The following is a 20,877-nucleotide window of genomic DNA, read 5'->3' on the forward strand; positions in this document are numbered from 1 at the left end:
TCAGGCGCTGGCCGCAGGGGCAGTGGCCGGGCGAGCCGCCTCAACCGGACGAATCGTGCGCCAGACGTTGTAGGCCATGATCAGCATGCCGGCGAAGAAGAGCAGGCCGCCGAGCAGCCGTACCGCGTAGTACGGATAGGTCGCGGAAAGAGACTCGATGAAGCTGTAGGTCAGCGTGCCGTCATCGTTGACCGCCCGCCACATGAGCCCCTGCATGACGCCGGCGATCCACATGGAGGCGATGTAGAGCACCACCCCGATGGTGGAGACCCAGAAGTGGACGTTGATCAGCGGCACGCTGTACATCTGCTCGCGGTTGAACAGCCGCGGCACCAGCATGTAGATCGAACCGATGGTGATGAAGGCCACCCAGCCGAGCGCGCCGGAGTGGACATGGCCGATGGTCCAGTCGGTGTAGTGCGACAGGGCGTTGACCGTCCGGATCGCCATCATCGGGCCCTCGAAGGTGGACATGCCGTAGAACGACAGACTCACCACCAGGAAGCGGATGATCGGGTCATCCCGGAGCTTATGCCAGGCCCCGGAGAGGGTCATGATGCCGTTGATCATGCCGCCCCAGGACGGCGCGAGCAGGATCAACGAGAATACCATCCCCACCGACTGGGTCCACTCCGGCAGGGCCGTCCAATGCAGATGATGCGGGCCGGCCCACATGTAGATCGAGATCAGCGCCCAGAAGTGCACCACCGACAGGCGGTAGGAGTAAATCGGCCGACCGGCCTGCTTGGGGACGAAGTAGTACATCATTCCCAGGAAGCCGGCGGTCAGGAAAAAGCCCACCGCGTTGTGGCCATACCACCACTGCACCATGGCATCCACGGCGCCCGCGTACACTGGGTAGGACTGGGTGAGCGAAGTCGGGATGGCCAGGCTGTTGACGATATGCAGCATGGCCACGGCGACGATGAAAGCTCCGTAGAACCAGTTGGCGACGTAGATATGCTTGGTCCGCCGCCGCAGGATGGTGCCGAAGAAGGACACCGCGTAGGCCACCCAGACCAGCGTGATCAGGATATCCAGCGGCCAGATCAGCTCGGCGTACTCCTTGCTCTGCGTATAGCCGAACGGCAGCGTGAAGATGGCGCCGACGATCACCACCTGCCAGCCCCAGAAGCTGAAGGCCGCGAGCCGGTCGCCCATAAGCCGGACGCCACAGGTCCGCTGCACGACATAGTAGGACGTGGCGAACAGCGCTGAGCCGCCGAACGCAAAGATCACCGCATTGGTGTGTAGCGGCCGCAGGCGGCTGTAGGTCAGCCAGGGGACGTCGAAGTTGAGCGCGGGCCAGAGTAGCTGAGCGGCGATGATCACGCCCACGAGCATGCCCACGATGCCCCAGACCACCGTCATGATGGTGAACTGACGCACGACTCGATCGTTGTACGCGGCAGGTGTTTGCATGATGGATCCAGTGTTGGAATTGTGGTGACGCTTAAGTTTCCAACGACCGGATCGCCAGCGCTTTGATCCAGATCAAAACCGGATTGTTCATGCGCCGCCGGGCCGTTTGACGTGTATCATTAAGTAAAAGTCAAGACGAAGGCTTAAGGAGTCTCGGTCGATGAAATACTGCAGTCGAATGATCGGTGGGTTGGTCGCCGTCGGCCTTGCGCTGCCGGCGGCGGCCGATTCCCTGGATATCAACTTCAGCGGTGATGCCGCGCAGGTGGGTTATAGCAAGGCACTGGCCCGCGACGACCTGGAGGCCGGGGCCGCACTGATGCATCACGACAGTGGTGGCAACATCGTCGAAGCGGATCTGCACCTGGTCGACCGTCCCGAACCGGGCCGCAACACCCTGGTGCTGGGCATCGGTGGCAAGATCCCCTACATCAACGATGATCATCGCAGTGCCGACGGGGCGGCGCTCGCCATCGGCGGCAAGCTGCGCTGGACGCTGCCGGATTACAATCGCGCCGGTGTGGCGGGTGCGGCCTACTATGCCCCGTCGGCCACCTCGGTGCATGACATCGATGGGTATCGGGAATACTCGGTTCGTGGCGAGTTCCGCATCCTTGAGGACGCCGATATCTACCTCGGCTATCGCCGCATCGAGCTGAGCTACGATGGATCGGGTGGCGATCGGAACTTCGACGATGGCGTCTACGCAGGCTTCAACGTCGACTTCTGACCGCCGGGGCCGCTGGCTGGCGGCGGTAACGGCGGGTCTGCTGGCGGCAGCGGCACTTGTACCCATGGCCCGGGCGCAGGATGAGGCCCAGGCCGAACCCGGGTCCGTTGCGCCGGAGACCCTGGCCTCGGTGCTTATGTACCACCGCGTGGGTAACCCGGATTACCCCGGCACCAGCGTCACCCGCGAGCAGTTCCAGGCGCATCTGGATTATCTGGACGACAACGACTTCAACATCGTCCCGCTCGGGCGGGTGGTGGAGGCATTGCAGACCCGCGAGCCGCTTCCTGATCGTACGGTGGCCATTACCTTCGATGATGCCTATCGCAGTGTGCGTGAGGTGGCCCACCCGATGCTCGCCGCCCGTGATTGGCCGTATACAGTCTTCGTCGCCACCGAGGGCGTAAATGCCGGCTATGACGGTTATCTCGACTGGGATCAGCTGCGCGAAATGGCGTCCGATGGCGCGCGTTTCGGCAACCATTCCCGTTCTCACGCCCCGCTATTCGTCCGTGATGACGATGAGACGCGGCCGCAGTGGCGCGCCCGCATTGAGGACGATCTGACAGCGGCACAGCAGCGTCTCGCCGAGGAGTTGGGGGATGCCCTCTATCAGTCGCCGCCGCTGCTGGCCTATCCCTATGGCGAGTACAGCCTCGAGCTCATGGATCTGGCCGCGGAGATGGGGTTTGTCGCCTTCGGGCAGCAGTCGGGTGCCATCGGTATCCACTCCAATTCGCTCGCCTTGCCCCGTTATCCCATGAATGAGCGCTTTGCCGGGCTCGAGGGGTTTGCGCTGAAAGTGAACTCGCGGGCGCTCCCGGTGGTGGACCAGCAGCCATTGGACCCGGTCCGGGCGTCTGTACAGGCACCTCGTCTGACCCTGACGCTTGACCCCCTGCCGGAGCAGACCTCCGCGCAGCTGGCCTGTTACTACCAGGGCGAGCGTCTGCTGCCGGAATGGCTGGAGGAGGGGGTGCGGTTCGCGGTGCGCGGCGACACCGATCTGCCGCTTGGCCGAAGTCGCTACAACTGCACTGCGCCGGATGGCAGCGGCCGTTATTACTGGTTCAGCCAGCTCTGGATCCAGGGGCGCGGCGGCACATGAGCGTCATCCCGCCCAACGGTCCCCGCCTGCTGCAGATAACCGATACGCATCTGTTCGCCGATCCGGCGACGGAACAGGCGGGCATCCTGCCCGAGGCACGCTTTCAGGCCACGCTGCGCGCCATGGCCCCCTGGGCGGTCAGCGCCGACGGCCTATTGCACACCGGCGACCTGGTCCATGATGGCAGTGATGAGGCTTACCAACGACTGCGGCAGGCATTGATATCGCTGGATCTGCCCGGTCTTGTCATGCCCGGCAACCACGATGACCGCGCTGGGCTGCAGGCCGCGTTTGCCGACGGGCCAGTCAGCGCTGCGCGTACACTGCGGATCGGTGACTGGACCCTCATCGGCCTCGATTCACTGCAGACCGGCGAGGTGCCCGGGCATCTGGACGTGGCGGAGCTCGCCGCTCTGGATAGGGCGCTGGCGGACTGCTCGACCGCGTATTGTCTGGTGGCACTGCATCACCCGCCATTCCCGGTGGGCACCGCCTGGCTGGATGCCATCGGCCTCGACAACCCCGGGGCGCTGTTCCAGCGGCTGGCCGGGGATTATCGCGTTCGGGCCGTGGTCTGTGGTCATGTCCACATGGCATTTGATGGTCATGCCAATGGCTGCCGCACCCTTGCCACGCCGGCCACCGCGGCCCAGTTTCTCGCCGGCGCAGAGGGGTTTGCCATCGATCGCGGACCGCCCGCGTTCCGCTGGCTCGACCTGCGCGCCGACGGCGGTATCGACACCGGTGTGGTGCGCGTGAGCGGCGCTTGATGTCGCGGGCTTTCCAGCCCCCGACACAGCCTTTAGGGTAACGCTGGATTTTCACTCGACGACGGAGGCATAGGCGATGGAGTATCGCTCCTGGATGTGTGTAGTCTGCGGCTGGATTTATGAAGAGGAAGACGGTCTGCCCGACGAGGGCATCGCTCCCGGCACCCGCTGGGAGGATATCCCGGATGACTTTGTCTGCCCGGAGTGCGGGGCAGGCAAGTCCGACTTTGAGATGATCGAAATCTGATCATGGCGCGGGCCATCGCCGGGCTCTACGTCATCACCGATGCCCGCTGGCCGCGGCCGGTCGCGCTGGAGTCCGCGGTTGATGCGGCGCTGCGCGGTGGCGCCCGGGTGGTGCAGTATCGCGACAAGTCCGATGACGCCCATCGGCGGCATGCGGAGGCGAAGACCATCGCCAGTCTGTGTCGCGAGCGGGGGGCGACGTTCATCGTCAACGATGACGTGGGGCTGGCGGTCGCGGTTGCGGCGGATGGCGTCCATCTTGGCCGTGACGACAATGACCTGGCCGCGGCGCGGGCAGCACTGGGGCCGGAGGCGCTCATCGGCGTGTCCTGCTACAACGAGCTTGATCGCGCGCGCCAGGCGGCCGCCGCCGGGGCGGATTATCTGGCCTTTGGCAGTGTCTATCCCTCGGCCACCAAGCCGAATGCGGTGCGTGCCCCGCTGGCGCTCTTTGGCGAGGCACGACGTTTTACCGATCGGCCGCTGGTGGCCATCGGCGGCATCAACGCCGACAATATTGCCACGGTGACCGCGGCCGGCGCCGATGCCGCGGCAGTGGTGGATGCGGTCTTTGCCGCACCGGATATCGAGCAGGCGACCGCGGAGCTGGTGGCGCGCGGCTTTGGCCCGGCGCCGGACTGAATCCAGACCAGGGGAAAGCAATAACCATGTCGAATCGATCCGAGCAGCTTTTTGCCGAGGCCCAGCAGCACCTGGTGGGGGGCGTCAACTCCGCGGTGCGGGCGTTCCGTTCCGTGGGTGGGACGCCGGTGTTCATGCGCCGCGGCGAGGGCGCCTGGATCGAGGACGTCGATGGCAAGCAATACGTCGACTATGTCCTCTCCTACGGCCCGCTGGCCATCGGCCATGCCCATCCGGAGGTCGTGCGCGCCATCTGCGATACCGCCGCCAGCGGCACCAGCTTCGGCGCCCCCACCGAGCTCGAGACCGAGCTGGCGGTGCTGGTGCGCGAGCTCATGCCCGGCATCGAGCGCATCCGCATGGTCAACTCCGGCACCGAGGCGTGCATGAGTGCCGTGCGACTGGCGCGGGGCTATACCGGCCGCGACCGGGTGCTCAAGTTCCGCGGCAACTACCACGGCCATGTCGATGCGCTGCTGGTCGAGGCCGGCTCCGGCGTGCTCACCCTGGGTATCCCTGGCTCCCCGGGCGTCCCCGCCTCGGTGACCGAGACCACGCTGACCGCGCCCTTCAATGACATCGACGGGGTCCGGGAGCTGTGTGCCGAGTACGGTGATTCCATCGCCGCGGTGCTGGTCGAGCCGGTGGCCGGCAACATGAACTGCATCCCCGCCCTGCCGTCATTCCTGCAGGGCCTGCGCGAGATCTGCGATGACAGCGGTGCGTTGCTGGTGTTCGACGAGGTCATGAGCGGCTTTCGGGCGGCCCTCGGCGGCGCCCAGGCCTGGTATGGCGTCCAGCCCGACCTCACCTGCCTTGGCAAGGTGATCGGCGGCGGCCTGCCGGTGGGCGCCCTGGGTGGACGTGCCGAGGTCATGGACATGCTGGCACCGACCGGACCGGTCTATCAGGCCGGCACCCTGTCCGGCAATCCGCTCGCCATGGCCAGCGGCCTCGCCACGCTGCGCAACCTGGCCCGTCCGGATGTGCACGCCAGTGCCGAGGCCTGGACCGGCCGTCTGCTGGCCGGCCTGCGCGAGCGTGCGGATCAGGCCGGCATACCGCTGCTCACGCACCAGGCCGGCACCATGTTCGGGGTGTTCTTCACCGACAGTGACCGAGTCATCGGTTTCGAGGATGTCGCCAACTGCGATGCCGAGCGTTTCGTGCGCTTCTTCCACGGCATGCTCGAGGCCGGCGTCTACCTCGCCCCGTCTGCCTTCGAGGCGGGTTTTGTGTCCACCGCCCATGACGAGGCGGCGCTCAGCCATACACTGGATGCGGCCGAGCGGGTGTTCGCTGATCTGTGAGCGGGCTCGAAACGGCCCTTGAGCCGGTCTTTACCTGGCTGACGGCCAATCCGGCCTGGGCCGGGGCGTTCATCGGGCTGATCGCCTTCGCTGAATCACTGGCGCTGGTGGGGCTGCTGGTCCCCGGCGCCTTTCTCATGTTCCTTGCTGGCGCCGCCGTCGGCGGCAGCAATATCGACATCCTTCCCATGCTCGCCTGGGCCGTCGTCGGGGCCGTCGCCGGCGACAGCCTGAGCTACTGGCTGGGCCGGCATTTTCGTGACCAACTGCGGGATTTTCCCGTGGTCCGGCGCTACCCGGGCGCCCTGGCCAGGGCGGAGGGGCTGTTTCATCGCCATGGTGGCAAAAGCGTGGTCATCGGACGCTTCGTGGGTCCGGTGCGGCCGGTCATCCCCGCCGTGGTGGGCATGCTGGGCATGCCGCCGGGCCGGTTCCTCGTGGCCAATGTCAGCTCGGCACTGGCCTGGGCCCCGGCCTACCTCCTCCCGGGGGTGGTTTTCGGCGCTTCGCTGGTGCTTGCCATGGAGGTCATGGGCCGGCTCATGGCCTGGCTGGTGCTCGCCTTCGGCGGATTCTTCCTGCTGCGCTGGCTGATTCCTCGCATCGACCGGCCACTGCGCCTTGCCGGCCACCGCCTGGCCCGAGCCGTGGGCCGCCATCCGCCGCCGGGTCAGTGGGGCGAGTGGCTGCGCCCCTTGCATGCTGCCCTGCGGGCGTTGCGTCATCGGCAGGGGTGGCTCTGGTGGCTGGCGTTTGTCGTGTTTCTGGGGACGTTGGCCGAGGCCCTGTGGACGCCCGGCCCGCAGGGCTGGGAGCGGGGGCTGCTGGCGCTGGCCGAGGCTCAGCGCGGCGATCTGCCGCGGCGGTTCGCCTGGATCATTACCCAGGCCGGCGGGCTTTTGCCAGTCAGCCTGGCCACACTGACGCTGGTCGCGGCGCTGTGGCGCGCGGGGGAAGTTCGCCGGGCCGGTTTCGCCGTGCTCGGCGTGGCCAGTGCGGTGCTGGTGGCTTATGTGCTCAAGGCGCTGCTGGGCACGCCACGGCCCAATGGCCTGACGGCCACGGCAGAGTTCGCGGCCGCCTTTCCCAGCGCCCACGCCGCCGGCATTGCCGCACTGGTGACGGTCTGGCTCACGGTGCTGCCACCGCGGGCACGCGTGCTTCGCTGGCTGCTCCTGCTACCGGGCGGCCTGCTGATTGCGCTGGTGGCCGCGACGCGGCTTCTGCTCGGCGTGCACTGGCCGTTGGATGTCATCGGCGGGCTGGCGCTGGGGATCGTGCTGGGCGCCCTGCCCGCGGTGGCCGGCGGCGTTCGTTCACCGGTGCGGCGTCGCGATGAGTCCGTCGTGCTATCGGCGGGTATTCTGGTGGCAACCGCTGGCATTGCGCAGATGCTGAACTGGCCGGATCCCATCGATACCTATCCGGAGCCTGTGGGCAGTGGCCTGCCGGCCGTTGTCGCCACTGACAGTCCCCTTGCCACGCAACGCCTGGGTCTCAGGGGGCCGGCCGATGCCTTCGTGGCGCAGTGGCAGGCCGGAGAACAGGTCCCGGCCGGTTTCGAGCCGGAATGGCAGCCGGCCCCGCCGTGGCGCTGGCAGACGGCACTGCGCTGGATCAGCCCGCGGCCCTCGGCGGCCCGGCTGCCGGTGTTACCCCGTTGGCATGATGGGCGCCGGCCGGATGTGGTGCTGATCCGGGTGGGCGATGATCCGCGCCGGCGCTGGGTGCTTCGCGCCTGGCGCGCGGCAGTGACACCCGATGGGCCGATCTGGCTCCTGACCCTGGAGCGCGATGATATTCGCCCGGGCGTCCTGCTGCCGCGACTGCGACGCCATGAACCGTCCCCGGATGAGCTCGCGGCACTGCTGGGACCAGCCAGCCAGCGCGCCGGCCTGGTCCGGTTACCGGGGCCGGTGCCCCGCTATCGCTCGTCGTCGGATGCGTCTGCGGCCAGTCCCCAGGGCGGCACCAATCCCTGATCAATGCCCAGCCGGTCGAGCACACGGGCAACGACGAAGTCCACCACGCCGGAGATGTCGGAAGGCCGGTGATAGAAGCCCGGGTTGGCGGGCAGCATGACCGCGCCCACGCGGGTGAGACGCAGCATGTTCTCGAGGTGGATTTCGGAGAGGGGTGTCTCGCGGGGCACCAGGATCAGCTGGCCCCGCTCCTTCAGCACAACATCGGCGGCCCGCTCGATCAGTGCCTCGCTACTGCCCGCGGCGATACGCCCCAATGTGCCCGTGGTGCAGGGGCAGACCACCATCTGCCGCGGCGCGCCGGAGCCCGAGGCCACGGGGGCCGTCCAGGCCTTGGGTCCGAACACCTGGAGCTGTCCGTCGGCAGCCCCCAGACGCTCGGTCAGTGCGGCCGCCAGGTCGGTCGGGCGTCCGGGCAGGGCCAGGTCATGCTCCATTTTCAGCACCAGTCGCCCGGCCTCGGAGATGAGCAGGTAGACCGGCCTGTCGGCGGCGATCAGGCACTCCAGCAGGCGCAATCCATAGATCCCGCCGGAGGCCCCGGTAATGGCCAGAGTGATCGGTTGTGTTCTCATGCGCCTGCTCCTTGCGTCCTGAAGGCTTCCAGCAGGCGATCATGAATCCCGCCGAAGGCACCGTTGCTCATGACCACCACCGTATCGCCCGGGCTGGCGGTGGCGGCAATATGCTCGATCAGGCCGTCGATGTTGACGGCCGTGGTGGCGCGGCCCGCCAGCGGTGCCAGTGCCGCGCCCACATCCCAGGCCAGGGCTGGGTCGGCGAGGACAAACGCGCGATCTGCCGCCGCCAGCGCCGTCGCCAGGCGATCGGCATGAACGCCCTGTTTCATGGTATTCGAGCGGGGCTCGATCACCGCCAGCAGCCGCCCCCGTGTGTGTTCCGCCCCCAGGGCGTCGAGCGTGGCCGCGATCGCCGTGGGATGATGGGCGAAGTCATCCAGCACCGTGATGCCATTCGCCTCGCCCCGCCATTCCAGGCGACGGCGTACCCCCCGGAATTCTGTCAGCGCGGCGACTGACTGATCGAGCGGGACGCCGGCATGCCGGGCGGCGAGCAGCGCCGCCGCGGTATTCATGGCGTTGTGCCGGCCCGGCAGGGGCGGCTCGAAGCGCTGTCCGTTCAGTTGCCAGTCGCCGCCATCCCCCTGCAGACGATAAGCCGCCGCCGTCTGCTCGCCGAAGTCGATCCGCTCGCTCCAGCAGCCCTGCGCCAGCACGCGGCCCAGCGCGCGGTCATCGGCGTTCACCACAATCCCGCCGTTGCCGGGCACGGTGCGGACCAGATGGTGAAACTGCCGCTCGATCGCCGCCAGATCGGGGAAGATGTCGGCATGATCGTACTCAAGATTGTTCAGCACCAGCGTTCGCGGACGGAAATGGACGAATTTCGAGCGCTTGTCGAAAAAGGCCGTGTCGTACTCATCGGCCTCGATGACGAAAAACGGTGAGCGGCCGAGACGCGCGGAGCTTTCGAAGTTCCCCGGCAGCCCGCCGATCAGGAATCCCGGCGCCAGGCCGGCGGCATCGAGCAGCCAGGCCACCAGGCTCGCCGTCGTGGTCTTGCCGTGGGTGCCGGCCACCGCGATCACCCAGCGATCGCGCAGGATATGGCGTGCCAGCCAGTCCGGGCCGGAGGTGTAATCGAGCCCGCGATTCAGGGTGGCTTCCACCGCCGGATTGCCGCGGGAGAGGGCGTTACCGATGACCACCGTCTCCGCCGACTCCGCCTCGGTCAGCGTCTCATAGCCCGTATGGACCGTGATCCCGGCCTCCGCCAGGACCGTACTCATGGGCGGGTAGAGGGGGCCATCCTGGCCGGTGACACGATACCCGGCCTGGCGGGCCAGAACGGCCAGACCAGCCATGAAGGTGCCGCCGATACCCAGGATGTGGAGATGACTCATACGCCGCTGGCGGCGCGCACGAAGGCGCTCCCGCCGAAGATGTAGGCCAGCGTGATCGCCAGGCTCAGCAGACCGCCCAGGTTAAGAGCCGAGCGCAGGATGTGATTGACCACCGCGATGTTCCAGATGAGCAGCAGCAGAAAGCTCAGGGCACCGATGGGGCTCGCCTGCTCGGGACTGCCCACGAACAGCAGCACCGGCAGCGCCACCAGCGAGATGACCGCATCCGTTCCAAACAGCGCCGTCGCGCTCTGGATGAAGCGCGCCGCGTGGCCCCGCAGCCACAGCGCCAGCGCCAGGAAGGCGAGGTTGTAGCCCGCCAGCAGGGCGATCTGCAGGAGTGGCTCCGCCTGCGGCGTAAAGCGCTGGATGACGGGCACATTAATGGCGGCCGTCACGGCGATGGCAATGCCCATCAGGCCCGCGGAGCAGGGCAGGTCCTCGGGACCGGCCCGCAGCAGGGCGATTGCGATCAGACGTTGTACGGGGTTGCTTTTCGACATCGCGATCGGTGGTCCACCAGCTGACAAAATACGACGCGGGGTTGAATCCATTAGCCCGTCTGGGGTTGCATTCATGGTACCGAGTAAATGGACCGGCGTCGCGAGGGAGGGATTGGATGCTGGATCGGTTTTTGCACAATGGCATTGAGTGGGGGAGTCTGACAGTCGAGCGCCCCGCGGGGGAGACCCGGCATTTCGGGTCGGGGCAGCCCGAAGCGGACATCACCATTCATGACCGCCGGGTCGAGCGGCGTGTGCTCAGTGATCCCGACTTCATGCTGGGTCAGACCTACATGGAAGAGGGCTGGAGCACCACCGAACTGCGCGCCCTGCTGGCGGTGCTCATGGGCAACTTCGACGACCCCGAGCCCGGTAGCGCCAGACGTCTCGCCCAGGCCGCGGTTCGCCCGCTGCAGCAGTGGAACCGCCGTGCGGCAAGCCGCCGCAACGTGGCGCATCACTACGATCTCGACGAATCGCTGTTCCGGCGCTTCCTCGATACCGACATGCAGTACTCCTGCGCCTACTGGCCGGACGGCGTCGAGGACCTGGAGAACGCTCAGGCGGCAAAGCGTGCGCTCATCCGCCGCAAGCTCTGCCTCGAGCCGGGTCAGCAGGTGCTGGACATCGGCTGCGGCTGGGGCGGACTCGCCATCGAACTCGCTGAGCAGGCCGATGCGCGCGTGATCGGCCTGACGCTGTCCGAGGAGCAGGCCCGGGTGGCTCGCGACCGCGTCCGCGAGCGGGGCCTGGAAGATCGCGTGGACATCCGCATCCAGGACTATCGCGATGTGCCCGAGCGCTTCGACCGGATCGTCAGTGTGGGCATGTTCGAGCACGTCGGCGCCAGCTACTACGACACCTTTTTCCGCGCCCTGCACGATCATCTGACCCCCGACGGCGTCGTCCTTCTGCACACCATCGGCCGCCTCGGGCGGCCCGGCGTGACCAACCCCTGGATCCGCCGCTACATCTTCCCCGGCGGCTACATCCCATCGCTGTCCGAGGTCAGTGCGGCGGTGGAGCGACAGCGCCTCGCCACCACTGATCTCGAGGTCCTGCGCCTGCACTACGCCTACACCCTGGCCGCCTGGTTCGAGCGCTTCCAGGCGGTCCGCGAGCAGGTGGCCGCCGAGAAGGGCGAGCGCTTCTGCCGGATGTGGGAGTTCTACCTCGCCGCCAGTGAAATGGCGTTCCACTATCGTGGCCTGGTGGTCTTTCACTTCCAGCTGGCGGCGGATCAGACCGCCGTGCCGCTGTCGCGGGACTATCTGCATGAGGCCGCCGCCGTCGGGGCTTGATAGACTCTCGCGCGAGTACGGGGAAGGGGAGTCACCATGCCAGCGAAAAACGCCTTCTACGCCCAGTCCGGCGGCGTCACCGCGGTCATCAACGCCAGCGCCGCCGGCGTGATCGAGGCCACGCGTGAGCATCCGGCCGACATCGGCACGGTCTATGCCGGCGCCAACGGCATCCTCGGTGCCCTGCACGAGGAGCTGATCGACACCACAGCCGAGTCCGCCGAGACCATCGCGGCGCTGCGACACACCCCCGCCGGTGCCTTTGGCTCGGCGCGCTACAAGCTCAAGGGGCTGGAGGAGAACCGCGCCGAGTACGAGCGCCTCATCGAGGTGTTCCGTGCCCACGACATCGGTTATTTCTTCTACAACGGCGGTGGCGACTCGCAGGATACGGCCCACAAGGTCTCGCAGCTGGGTGAGGCGATGGGCTACCCGGTCACCTGCATCGGCGTGCCCAAGACCGTCGACAACGATCTGCCCGTGACCGACACCTGCCCCGGCTTTGGGTCGGTGGCCAAGTACATCGCCGTGGCCACCCGCGAGGCGGGCCTGGACGTGGCCTCCATGGCCGAGACCTCCACCCGCGTGTTCATCCTCGAGACCATGGGCCGTCACGCCGGCTGGATCGCGGCGGCCTCGGCGCTGGCCCGCGAGCGGGACGGGGATCCGCCCCATGTCATTCTGCTGCCCGAGGTGCCGCTGGACGAGCAGCGGTTCCTCGATCGCGTCCGCCAGAGCGTGGAAGCGTTCGGCTACTGTGTGGTGGTGGTCTCCGAGGGCGTGAAGACCGCCGACGGCCGCTTCCTCTCGGATCAGGGCACGCGTGACGCCTTCGGTCATGTCCAGCTCGGTGGCGTCGCCCCGGTGGTGGCCGCCATGATCAAGAATCACCTCGGCTACAAGTACCATTACGCCATCGCCGACTATCTGCAGCGGGCGGCCCGGCATATCGCCTCGGCCACCGACGTCGAGCAGGCCCATGCGCTGGGTCGGGCCGCGGTGGAACTCGCGCTCGCCGGGCGCAATGCCGTGATGCCCACCATCGTGCGCGGGTCGGACAGCCCCTATCGCTGGCACATCGGCGAGGTGGCGCTGGAGGCGGTGGCCAACCGCGAGGCGAAGATGCCCGCCGAGTACATCGACGACAGCGGCTTTTTCGTCACCGAGGCGGCGCTGCGCTATCTGCGCCCGCTCATCGCCGGCGAGGACTATCCGCCCTACCGCGACGGGCTGCCCGATTATGCCCGTCTGCGCGGTCAGCGCGTCGCCAAGCGGCTGCCGGCCTTCGGGACCTGACCCGACCCGGGCGGCTGCGTATAATCCAGCGAGTTTTCAACCTATCCGACCAGGAGCAAGCGCATGGCGTATCAGGGCATCGACGCGGGCAAGAAGCTGCCCGACGACCTCAACATCATCATCGAGATCCCGGCCAACGCCGATCCCATCAAGTACGAGGTCGACAAGGACTCCGGGGCCATCATGGTGGACCGGTTCATGGGAACGGCCATGCACTATCCCGCCAACTATGGCTATATACCGGACACCCTCTGCGGCGACGGCGATCCCCTGGATGCGCTGGTGGTGACGCCCTTCCCGCTGGCCGTGGGTTCGGTCATCCGCTGCCGGCCGGTGGGCATGCTGGAGATGACCGACGAGGGGGGCGAGGATGCCAAGCTGCTCTGCGTGCCGATCAGCAAGCTCACGCCGATCTACGACCACGTCAAGGCGCCCGAGGATCTGCCGGCCCTGCTGCTTGAGCAGATCAGCCACTTCTTCGAGCGCTACAAGGACCTCGAGCCCGGCAAGTGGGTCAAGGTCAATGGCTGGAAGGGCTACGACGCCGCGGTGGCCGAGATCAACGACTCCGTCAAGCGCTTCGGCGGCTGACCGGCATGGTCAAGCTGACCCGCATCTATACCCGCACCGGGGATACCGGTCAGACGGGCCTCGGCGATGGCAGCCGCGTGGCCAAGACCGATCCCCGGGTCACGGCCTACGGCACCGTCGACGAGCTCAACGCCCTGCTCGGCATCTGCCGGCTGCACGCCGCCGGCGAGCTCGACCAGGCGCTGGCGCGCATTCAGAACGACCTCTTCGACGTCGGCGCCGATCTCTGCACGCCGGAGCAGGACGACCCGCCCTTCGAGCCACTGCGCGTGGCGGGAGGCCAGGTGGACTGGCTCGAGGCGGAGATCGATCGGGTCAATGCCGGCCTCGAGACCCTGCGCTCCTTCGTGCTGCCGGCGGGCAGTCCGGCAGCCGCGCATCTGCACCATGCCCGCACGGTGGCCCGGCGGGCGGAGCGGGATACCGCGGCGCTGGCGGCGACCACGCCCATCAACGAGGAAGTCCTGCGCTATCTCAACCGGCTGTCGGACTATCTGTTCGTGCTGGCCCGGGACGCCAATCGGGAGGCCGGCGGCGACGTGCTCTGGCAGCCCGGCGAAAACCGCTGAGCATGGCCTGGCATCAGGTGGCCTTCGAGCTGGCGGCAGACCGGGCCGGACTGGCCGAGGCCGCCCTCGAGGCCAGCGGGGCCGAGGCGGTGACCTGGGGCGAGGCGGCCGGCAGCACCGCCGTGCTGGAGCCGCCGCCGGGCGAGACCCGGCTCTGGGACCGGGTGCGGATCGAGGCGCTGTTCGCCGCCGATGCCGACCCCGCCGTCATCCGCGAGGCGGTGACCACCGCCCTCGGGGCCCTGCCGGCGGACTGGCAGGAATCGGAACTGGCGGATCAGCCCTGGGAGCGGGCCTGGCTGGACCACTTCCAGCCCCAGTCATTCGGCGCAGGGCTCTGGGTCGTCCCCTGGGGTATGACGCCGCCCGACCCGGAGGCGGTCAACATCCGCCTGGACCCCGGCCTTGCCTTTGGCACCGGCACCCATCCCAGTACCGCGCTCTGCCTTGAGGCGCTGGCCGCCGAGCCACCGGTGGGCGAGACGGTCATCGACTATGGCTGCGGCTCGGGCGTGCTGGCCGTGGCCGCTCTGCTGCTGGGCGCCGAGCGGGTGGTGGCGGTGGACAACGATCCCCAGGCTGGCACCGCCACCCGCGACAATGCCGAGCGCAACGGCGTGGCCGACCGGCTCGAGGTGCTTGAGCCGGGTGCGCCCCTGCCTGAGGCCGACCGGGTGCTGGCGAATATTCTGGCCGGCGTGCTGCAGTCACTCGCGCCGACGCTCATTGGCGCCCTGCGGACGGGCGGGCGTCTGACCCTGGCGGGGATCCTGGCCGAGCAGGCCGACGCCGTGCGCACCGCCTACCAGCCCGCCTGCCGATTCGCGTCAGCCGTGGCCCGGGATGGCTGGGTACGCCTCGATGGCGAGCGCCGGGCGCTTTAATGGCTCCGGCGTTGTGGTTATGATCCCCGGCTTTACTCCGAAGGACTGAACTCATGGCAGACGACTCCGCCCAGGACTGTTCAGGCGTCGGCCCCATCCGTGCCTGCGTGCACGAGACGGTGAGCGCCTACTTCGAGCAGCTTGACGGACACAGCTGTCATGATCTCCACCGCATGGTCATCGAGCAGGCCGAAGCGCCGCTGCTCGAAGTGGTCATGCGCGAATGCGCCGGCAACCAGACCCGGGCGGCGGAAGCGCTCGGCATCAACCGGGGAACGCTGCGCAAGAAACTGCGCCAGTACGGCCTCGAGGACTGAACAGCACGGAGTCATCTCATGGCGGCAGCGGCCCGCACCATGCCCGTCCGCCGGGCCCTGATCAGTGTTTCCGACAAGACCGGCGTGGCGCCCCTGGCCCGCGCCCTCGCCGACCACGGCGTTGAAATTCTCTCCACCGGTGGGACCGCCCGCCTGCTGCGCGATGCCGGCGTGCCGGTGATCGAGGTGGGCGAGTACACCGGTTTCCCCGAGATCATGGCCGGCCGGGTGAAGACGCTCCACCCGCGCATCCACGGTGGCCTGCTGGGCCGGCGCGGTGAGGACGAGGCGGTGATGGACGCGCAGGACATCCCGCCCATCGACCTGCTGGTGGTCAACCTCTATCCCTTCGAACAGACCGTGGCGCGTCCGGACTGCGATCTCGCCGATGCCATCGAGAACATCGACATCGGCGGCCCGGCGATGCTGCGGGCCGCCGCCAAGAACCACGCCGGTGTCGGGGTGGTGACCGATCCGGCCCAGTATGACCGGGTGCTCGCCGCGGTCGCCGCAACCGGCGGGCTCGATGACGGGCAGCGCTTCGAACTGGCCGTGGCGGCCTTTGATCATGTCGCCCGCTACGATGGCGCCATCAGCAACTATCTCTCGGCGCGCACCGTCGACGGCGGGTCCACCGGTTTCCCGGGACAGTTCAATGCCACCTGGGAGAAGGCCGCCGATCTGCGCTATGGCGAAAATCCGCATCAGGCGGCGGCGTTCTATCGCGATCCGCAGGCCGCCGCGGGCAGTTTCGCGCACTACGATCAACGCCAGGGCAAGGCGCTTTCCTACAACAACCTGGCGGACGCCGATGCCGCCTGGAGCTGCGCCGGGGCCTTCGATGCGCCGGCCTGCGTGATCGTCAAGCATGCCAACCCCTGCGGTGTTGCCGTGGCGGACGACCTGCAGGCGGCCTACGACGCCGCCTTCGCCACCGACCCCACCTCGGCCTTCGGCGGCATCATCGCCTTCAACCGGCCGCTCGACGAAGCCACCGCGCGCGCCGTCATCGAGCGGCAGTTCGTCGAGGTCATTCTGGCGCCGGCGGTGAGCGACGCGGCGCTCGCCGTCATCGGCCGCAAGGCCAACGTCCGGGTCCTGGAGATCGCCGACGGACCGGTGACCCCGGCGGGCTGGCGGCTCCAGCCCATCGGAGGCGGTCTGCTGGTCCAGGACCAGGATGCCGCGCTCACCGGCGATCAGGGCCTGCGCTGCGTGACACGCCAGGCGGTGGACGGGGCGCTGCAGTCGGACCTCGACTTCGTCTGGCGGGTCGCCAAGTTCGTCAAGTCCAATGCCATCGTCTACGGCCGCGATGGCCGGACCCTCGGCATCGGTGCCGGGCAGATGAGCCGCGTCGACAGCGCCCGCATCGGCGTGCGCAAGGCCGAGGATGCCGGTCTCTCGCTGCAGGGCGCGGTGCTGGCCTCGGATGCCTTCTTCCCCTTCCGCGACGGCATCGATCAGGCGGCGGCGGCCGGCGTTCGCGCCATCATCCAGCCGGGTGGCTCGATGCGCGATGACGAGGTGATCGCCGCCGCCGACGAACACGGCATCGCCATGCTGTTCACCGGCATGCGGCATTTCCGCCACTGATCGAGGAGCGAATGCAATGAACATTCTGGTAGTCGGCAACGGCGGCCGCGAACACGCGCTGGCCTGGCGTCTGGCCCGATCGCCGCGGGCGGAGAACATTTACGTGGCCCCGGGCAATGCCGGCACCGCCCATGAACCCGGCGTGCACAACGTCAACGTGGGCGCCGAAGACATCAACGGCCTCTGCGACGTGGCCCGTCAGCTTGAGGTGGCGATGACGGTGGTCGGGCCCGAGGCGCCGCTGGCCGCCGGCATCGTCGATGCCTTCGAGGCCGCCGGCCTGGCCTGCCTGGGTCCGCACCGCGCGGCGGCCGAGCTGGAGGCCTCCAAGGCCTTCGCCAAAGACTTCTTCGCCCGCCACGCCATCCCCAGCGCCGACTACCAGAGTTTTGACGACCTGGATGCCGCCCGCGCCTATATCCGTGAGCGCGGGGCGCCGCTGGTGATCAAGGCCGACGGCCTTGCCGCCGGCAAGGGCGTGACCATCGCCCATACCCTTGATGACGCCCTGATCGCGGCCGAGGAGATGCTCGGCGGTGCCTTCGGTGCCGCCAGCGAGCGCATCGTGGTGGAGGATTTCCTCACCGGCGAGGAGGCGAGCTTCATCGCCCTGGTGGACGGCGAGACCATCCTGCCGCTGGCCAGCTCCCAGGACCACAAGGCGCGGGATGCCGGTGACGAGGGGCCGAATACCGGCGGCATGGGGGCCTATTCACCGGCACCGGTGGTCACCGATGCCGTCCACGAGCGCATTCTCGAGGCCGTGATCCGGCCCACCGTGCGGGGGCTCGTGGCCGAGGGCCGGGGCTTCAGGGGCTTTCTGTACGCCGGCCTGATGATCGACGGCCATGGCGAGCCGCGGGTGCTCGAATTCAATGTGCGCCTGGGCGACCCCGAGACCCAGCCCATCCTCATGCGTCTGCAGTCCGACCCGGTGGACCTGTTCGAGGCCACCCTCGACGGCCGGCTCGCCGAGCAGACCGTCGACTGGGATCCTCGGTCCTGCCTGGGGGTGGTGCTGGCCGCGGGGGGTTATCCGGGGCAGTATGAGCGCGGTCATGTCATCCATGGACTGCCGGCGACCGAGTCATCCGACCGCAAGGTCTTCCATGCCGGCACGGTGCTGGACGACGAGGATCGCGTCCTCACCGCGGGCGGACGGGTGCTCTGCGCCTGTGCCCTGGGTGATGACATCATCGCCGCGCAGAAGGCGGCCTATGACCTCGCCGAAGGCATCAATTGGGAGGGGCGGTTCATGCGCCCGGACATCGGCTATCGGGCCGTGCGGGCCCTGCTCGGGGAGTAATGCCCATGCCACAGACCATGACGCCTGCCCTGTGGTGCGTGCTGATCGCCGCCTTCATCCCGTTCGTGTTCGCCGGCATGGCGAAATCCCAGGGTCGCTTCGACAACGCCCGGCCGCGGGCCTGGCTCGCCGGGCTGGAAGGCTGGCGGCAGCGGGCCCACTGGGCCCAGCTCAACACCTTCGAGGCGTTCCCGCCGTTCGCCGCCGGCGTGATCATCGCCGAGATGACGGCTGCCAGTCAGCCCTGGGTGAATGCGCTCGCGGTGGCCTTCGTCCTGCTGCGCCTGGGCTATGGCTTTGCCTATGTCGTCGACCGCCCGACGCTGCGCAGTCTTGTCTGGACCGGCGCCTTCGCCTGCACCGTGGGGCTATTCCTGGTCGCTGCCTTCACCAGCGCCTGAATCATCCCGGCGCGGGCCGTGGGGGCGGGTGGCCAGAAACACCACCCCGAAGGCCATGAGCCCCGTCGCTGCCAGTCGCGCATAGAGTGGCTCGACACTCACCCACATCCAGGTCCAGCTGAGGGCAATGACCACCAGGGCGGTGATCTTGGCCCGCGGCCGGATCGCCCGATGGTCGCGCCAGTCCCGCAGCAGCGGGCCGAACCGCCGATGGCTGTAGAGCCAGGCATGCAGGGCCGGCGAGCTGCGTGAGGCACACATCGCCGCGAGCAGCAGAAACGGCGTGGTGGGCAGCAACGGCAGCACGACCCCGACACTGCCAAGGCCGATGAAAAACAGCGCCAGCGCCAGCCAGGCACGGCGCACCAGGGTGGCGCGTAGCCCGCGGGACGGGGTCTCCGGTGATGTTGCCTTCGGCTTGCGATCCCGGTTCAACAGGTTTTTCTCCTGTCCTGATGATACGCCTGATCCAAGTCAACCAGTCCCGGCGCAATGCGGGCTATCGTCCCAGCATTCACTGATAACGGAGGTTGGCTGACATGGCCGACAACCTGCTGCTCGACCGGGAACTGCTGCGTCGCTACGACGTCACCGGCCCACGCTACACGTCCTATCCCACGGCCGCCCAGTTTACCGAGGCGTTCGATGCCCGGCGATATCGCCAGCGGGTGGCCTGGAGCAACGAAGACCCCATGCCACGGCCGCTGTCACTGTACGTGCATGTGCCGTTCTGCAGGACGGTCTGCTTCTACTGTGCCTGCAACAAGGTCATCACCGCCAATTACCGGCGTGCCGAGCGCTATCTTGAGCGCCTGATCCAGGAGCTCGACCTGCAGGCCGCGCTGTTCGACGACGATCGGCCCGTGGAGCAGCTCCATCTGGGCGGCGGCACGCCCACCTACTTTACCGATGAAGACCTGGCGAAGCTGATCAACGCCATCGCCGAGCGCTTCCCGCTGGCCGATCCCGAGACCCGCGAGTTCTCCATCGAGGTGGATCCGCGCACCGTGGACCGCGACCGGGTGCGCAGCCTGGCGGAGCTCGGTTTCAATCGTCTGAGTCTGGGGGTGCAGGATTTCGATGCCGATGTGCAGAAGGCCATCAACCGCATCCAGGGCATCCAGGACACCGCCGATGTGGCCGACGAAGCCCGTCGCCAGGGCTTTCGCTCCATCAATCTCGATCTGATGTACGGCCTGCCACGGCAGACCCCCGAGCGCCTGTCGCGCACGCTGGATGCGGTCATGGACATCCGGCCCGACCGCATCGCGCTCTACAACTACGCGCACATGCCGCAGATGTTCCGCATCCAGCGGCAGATCCCCGACGACAGCCTGCCGCCGGCGGAAAGCAAGCTCACCCTGCTCATCGAGGCCATGGAACGGCTCTCCGGCGATGGTTACCAGTACATCGGCATGGATCACTTCGCGCTGCCCGATGACGAGCTGGCCCAGGCCGCCAACGACGGCACGCTGCACCGCAATTTCCAGGGGTATGCGACACGCCCCGACCTCGACCTGATCGGCCTGGGTGCCTCATCCATCGGCCAGATCGGTGATGCCTACAGCCAGAACAAGCGCGATCCCGAGGGGCACGCCGAGGCGGTGGCCGCGGGCCGCCTGCCGGTCTGGCGTGGCGTGGAACTCTCCGCCGATGATCGCCTGCGCCGCGATGTCATCCAGGCGGTGATGTGCCAGGGCGGTGTCGACTTCGGCGCCGTCGAGGAGCGCCACGGCATTGTCTTCCGCCAGTACTTCGGCGAGGCCCTCGCCGAGCTCACGCCGCTGGTGGAAGACGGCCTGGTGGAGATTGGCCGCGAGTCGCTCCGCGTCACCGAGCACGGCCGCTTCTTCCTGCGCAACGTCGCCATGCCGTTCGATGCCTATCTGGCCGAGGCCCGCGCCGAGCGACGGTTCTCGCGGGTCATCTGACGGGGCATTGAGCCCCGCGGGTCCTCGGCCTGGTTCCCGGGCCGTGCC

The 20,877-nt window shown here is 67.8% G+C and carries 22 protein-coding genes; 17 read left to right on the forward strand and 5 right to left on the reverse strand.

The window, feature by feature from the left end:
- Complete coding sequence (ccoN, locus tag V6X30_RS09420; RefSeq protein WP_367984405.1) at positions 1-1,422, reverse strand: cytochrome-c oxidase, cbb3-type subunit I; 1,422 nt, start codon at positions 1,420-1,422, stop codon at positions 1-3.
- Positions 1,423-1,582: 160 nt separating this feature from the next.
- On the opposite strand from ccoN, the gene V6X30_RS09425 reads away from it, so the two are divergent.
- The 7 genes from V6X30_RS09425 (at position 1,583) to V6X30_RS09455 (ending at position 8,210) form a co-directional block, all read left to right on the forward strand.
- Positions 1,583-2,152, forward strand: coding sequence for a YfaZ family outer membrane protein (locus V6X30_RS09425; RefSeq protein ID WP_367984407.1), 570 nt, complete (start codon positions 1,583-1,585; stop codon positions 2,150-2,152).
- Positions 2,118-3,260, forward strand: coding sequence for a polysaccharide deacetylase family protein (locus V6X30_RS09430; RefSeq protein ID WP_367984409.1), 1,143 nt, complete (start codon positions 2,118-2,120; stop codon positions 3,258-3,260). The genes V6X30_RS09425 and V6X30_RS09430 overlap by 35 nt, the downstream gene beginning before the upstream one ends.
- Positions 3,257-4,030, forward strand: coding sequence for a phosphodiesterase (locus V6X30_RS09435; RefSeq protein WP_367984411.1), 774 nt, complete (start codon positions 3,257-3,259; stop codon positions 4,028-4,030). The genes V6X30_RS09430 and V6X30_RS09435 overlap by 4 nt, the downstream gene beginning before the upstream one ends.
- Before the next feature lie 76 nt (positions 4,031-4,106).
- A complete protein-coding gene (locus V6X30_RS09440; RefSeq protein ID WP_367967935.1) occupies positions 4,107-4,277 on the forward strand; it encodes a rubredoxin in 171 nt (56 codons plus the stop codon).
- A gap of 2 nt (positions 4,278-4,279) precedes the next feature.
- Positions 4,280-4,918 (forward strand): thiamine phosphate synthase, encoded by a 639-nt coding sequence (thiE, locus tag V6X30_RS09445; protein ID WP_367984413.1) that lies wholly within the window; start codon positions 4,280-4,282, stop codon positions 4,916-4,918.
- A 26-nt stretch (positions 4,919-4,944) separates the two neighbouring features.
- Positions 4,945-6,228, forward strand: coding sequence for a glutamate-1-semialdehyde 2,1-aminomutase (hemL, locus tag V6X30_RS09450; protein ID WP_367984415.1), 1,284 nt, complete (start codon positions 4,945-4,947; stop codon positions 6,226-6,228).
- Entirely contained in the window at positions 6,225-8,210 is a 1,986-nt protein-coding gene (locus tag V6X30_RS09455; protein WP_367984416.1) for a VTT domain-containing protein, read from the forward strand. Before hemL ends, V6X30_RS09455 begins: the two co-directional genes overlap by 4 nt.
- Here V6X30_RS09455 and V6X30_RS09460 read toward each other — a convergent pair.
- Genes V6X30_RS09460 through V6X30_RS09470 form a run of 3 tightly spaced genes read right to left on the reverse strand, consistent with a single transcriptional unit; the run spans position 8,153 to position 10,637 of the window.
- Positions 8,153-8,785: a flavin prenyltransferase UbiX gene (locus tag V6X30_RS09460; RefSeq protein WP_367984417.1), complete on the reverse strand. Its 633-nt coding sequence runs from the start codon at positions 8,783-8,785 to the stop codon at positions 8,153-8,155. The two genes, V6X30_RS09455 and V6X30_RS09460, sit on opposite strands and share 58 nt — an antisense overlap.
- Complete coding sequence (gene mpl, locus V6X30_RS09465; RefSeq protein ID WP_367984418.1) at positions 8,782-10,134, reverse strand: UDP-N-acetylmuramate:L-alanyl-gamma-D-glutamyl-meso-diaminopimelate ligase; 1,353 nt, start codon at positions 10,132-10,134, stop codon at positions 8,782-8,784. The genes V6X30_RS09460 and mpl overlap by 4 nt, the downstream gene beginning before the upstream one ends.
- Positions 10,131-10,637 carry a hypothetical protein gene (locus tag V6X30_RS09470; RefSeq protein ID WP_367984419.1) on the reverse strand — a complete coding sequence of 169 codons (507 nt, stop codon included), beginning with the start codon at positions 10,635-10,637 and terminating at the stop codon, positions 10,131-10,133. The genes mpl and V6X30_RS09470 overlap by 4 nt, the downstream gene beginning before the upstream one ends.
- A 116-nt stretch (positions 10,638-10,753) precedes the next feature.
- Here V6X30_RS09470 and V6X30_RS09475 point away from each other — a divergent pair, with 116 nt between their 5' ends.
- From V6X30_RS09475 to V6X30_RS09515, 9 genes are all read left to right on the forward strand, one after another.
- On the forward strand, positions 10,754-11,938 hold the full coding sequence (locus V6X30_RS09475) for a class I SAM-dependent methyltransferase (protein WP_367984420.1): 1,185 nt from the start codon (positions 10,754-10,756) through the stop codon (positions 11,936-11,938).
- Between the two features lie 36 nt (positions 11,939-11,974).
- Positions 11,975-13,234 (forward strand): 6-phosphofructokinase, encoded by a 1,260-nt coding sequence (locus V6X30_RS09480; protein WP_367984422.1) that lies wholly within the window; start codon positions 11,975-11,977, stop codon positions 13,232-13,234.
- Between the two features lie 63 nt (positions 13,235-13,297).
- Positions 13,298-13,825 (forward strand): inorganic diphosphatase, encoded by a 528-nt coding sequence (gene ppa / locus V6X30_RS09485; RefSeq protein WP_367984423.1) that lies wholly within the window; start codon positions 13,298-13,300, stop codon positions 13,823-13,825.
- Positions 13,826-13,830: 5 nt separating this feature from the next.
- The gene (locus V6X30_RS09490) at positions 13,831-14,394 is read left to right on the forward strand and encodes a cob(I)yrinic acid a,c-diamide adenosyltransferase (protein ID WP_367984425.1); all 564 of its coding nucleotides are present in this window, start codon (positions 13,831-13,833) and stop codon (positions 14,392-14,394) included.
- A 2-nt stretch (positions 14,395-14,396) separates the two neighbouring features.
- Positions 14,397-15,278, forward strand: coding sequence for a 50S ribosomal protein L11 methyltransferase (gene prmA / locus V6X30_RS09495; RefSeq protein WP_367984427.1), 882 nt, complete (start codon positions 14,397-14,399; stop codon positions 15,276-15,278).
- Positions 15,279-15,331: 53 nt separating this feature from the next.
- Complete coding sequence (locus V6X30_RS09500; protein WP_367984429.1) at positions 15,332-15,595, forward strand: helix-turn-helix domain-containing protein; 264 nt, start codon at positions 15,332-15,334, stop codon at positions 15,593-15,595.
- An 18-nt stretch (positions 15,596-15,613) separates the two neighbouring features.
- Positions 15,614-17,191 (forward strand): bifunctional phosphoribosylaminoimidazolecarboxamide formyltransferase/IMP cyclohydrolase, encoded by a 1,578-nt coding sequence (gene purH, locus V6X30_RS09505; RefSeq protein ID WP_367984430.1) that lies wholly within the window; start codon positions 15,614-15,616, stop codon positions 17,189-17,191.
- 16 nt (positions 17,192-17,207) lie between these two features.
- Complete coding sequence (gene purD / locus V6X30_RS09510) at positions 17,208-18,497, forward strand: phosphoribosylamine--glycine ligase (RefSeq protein ID WP_367984432.1); 1,290 nt, start codon at positions 17,208-17,210, stop codon at positions 18,495-18,497.
- 5 nt (positions 18,498-18,502) lie between these two features.
- Complete coding sequence (locus V6X30_RS09515) at positions 18,503-18,898, forward strand: MAPEG family protein (RefSeq protein ID WP_367984434.1); 396 nt, start codon at positions 18,503-18,505, stop codon at positions 18,896-18,898.
- Here V6X30_RS09515 and V6X30_RS09520 read toward each other — a convergent pair.
- Positions 18,866-19,333: a YbaN family protein gene (locus V6X30_RS09520; RefSeq protein WP_367984436.1), complete on the reverse strand. Its 468-nt coding sequence runs from the start codon at positions 19,331-19,333 to the stop codon at positions 18,866-18,868. The genes V6X30_RS09515 and V6X30_RS09520 overlap by 33 nt on opposite strands.
- A gap of 104 nt (positions 19,334-19,437) precedes the next feature.
- Here V6X30_RS09520 and hemN point away from each other — a divergent pair, with 104 nt between their 5' ends.
- Entirely contained in the window at positions 19,438-20,829 is a 1,392-nt protein-coding gene (hemN, locus tag V6X30_RS09525; RefSeq protein ID WP_367984438.1) for an oxygen-independent coproporphyrinogen III oxidase, read from the forward strand.
- Positions 20,830-20,877: the final 48 nt, after the last annotated feature.

This window comes from Spiribacter sp. 1M189 (genome assembly GCF_040838345.1).
Classification (GTDB): domain Bacteria; phylum Pseudomonadota; class Gammaproteobacteria; order Nitrococcales; family Nitrococcaceae; genus Spiribacter; species Spiribacter insolitus.

Coding starts and splice junctions, on each gene's coding strand:
- ccoN (WP_367984405.1), bottom strand. CDS start 1,422: ATGCAAACACCTGCCGCGTACAACGATCGAGTCGTGCGTCAGTTCACC.
- V6X30_RS09425 (WP_367984407.1), top strand. CDS start 1,583: ATGAAATACTGCAGTCGAATGATCGGTGGGTTGGTCGCCGTCGGCCTT.
- V6X30_RS09430 (WP_367984409.1), top strand. CDS start 2,118: ATGGCGTCTACGCAGGCTTCAACGTCGACTTCTGACCGCCGGGGCCGC.
- V6X30_RS09435 (WP_367984411.1), top strand. CDS start 3,257: ATGAGCGTCATCCCGCCCAACGGTCCCCGCCTGCTGCAGATAACCGAT.
- V6X30_RS09440 (WP_367967935.1), top strand. CDS start 4,107: ATGGAGTATCGCTCCTGGATGTGTGTAGTCTGCGGCTGGATTTATGAA.
- thiE (WP_367984413.1), top strand. CDS start 4,280: ATGGCGCGGGCCATCGCCGGGCTCTACGTCATCACCGATGCCCGCTGG.
- hemL (WP_367984415.1), top strand. CDS start 4,945: ATGTCGAATCGATCCGAGCAGCTTTTTGCCGAGGCCCAGCAGCACCTG.
- V6X30_RS09460 (WP_367984417.1), bottom strand. CDS start 8,785: ATGAGAACACAACCGATCACTCTGGCCATTACCGGGGCCTCCGGCGGG.
- mpl (WP_367984418.1), bottom strand. CDS start 10,134: ATGAGTCATCTCCACATCCTGGGTATCGGCGGCACCTTCATGGCTGGT.
- V6X30_RS09470 (WP_367984419.1), bottom strand. CDS start 10,637: ATGTCGAAAAGCAACCCCGTACAACGTCTGATCGCAATCGCCCTGCTG.
- V6X30_RS09475 (WP_367984420.1), top strand. CDS start 10,754: ATGCTGGATCGGTTTTTGCACAATGGCATTGAGTGGGGGAGTCTGACA.
- V6X30_RS09480 (WP_367984422.1), top strand. CDS start 11,975: ATGCCAGCGAAAAACGCCTTCTACGCCCAGTCCGGCGGCGTCACCGCG.
- ppa (WP_367984423.1), top strand. CDS start 13,298: ATGGCGTATCAGGGCATCGACGCGGGCAAGAAGCTGCCCGACGACCTC.
- V6X30_RS09490 (WP_367984425.1), top strand. CDS start 13,831: ATGGTCAAGCTGACCCGCATCTATACCCGCACCGGGGATACCGGTCAG.
- prmA (WP_367984427.1), top strand. CDS start 14,397: ATGGCCTGGCATCAGGTGGCCTTCGAGCTGGCGGCAGACCGGGCCGGA.
- V6X30_RS09500 (WP_367984429.1), top strand. CDS start 15,332: ATGGCAGACGACTCCGCCCAGGACTGTTCAGGCGTCGGCCCCATCCGT.
- purH (WP_367984430.1), top strand. CDS start 15,614: ATGGCGGCAGCGGCCCGCACCATGCCCGTCCGCCGGGCCCTGATCAGT.
- purD (WP_367984432.1), top strand. CDS start 17,208: ATGAACATTCTGGTAGTCGGCAACGGCGGCCGCGAACACGCGCTGGCC.
- V6X30_RS09515 (WP_367984434.1), top strand. CDS start 18,503: ATGCCACAGACCATGACGCCTGCCCTGTGGTGCGTGCTGATCGCCGCC.
- hemN (WP_367984438.1), top strand. CDS start 19,438: ATGGCCGACAACCTGCTGCTCGACCGGGAACTGCTGCGTCGCTACGAC.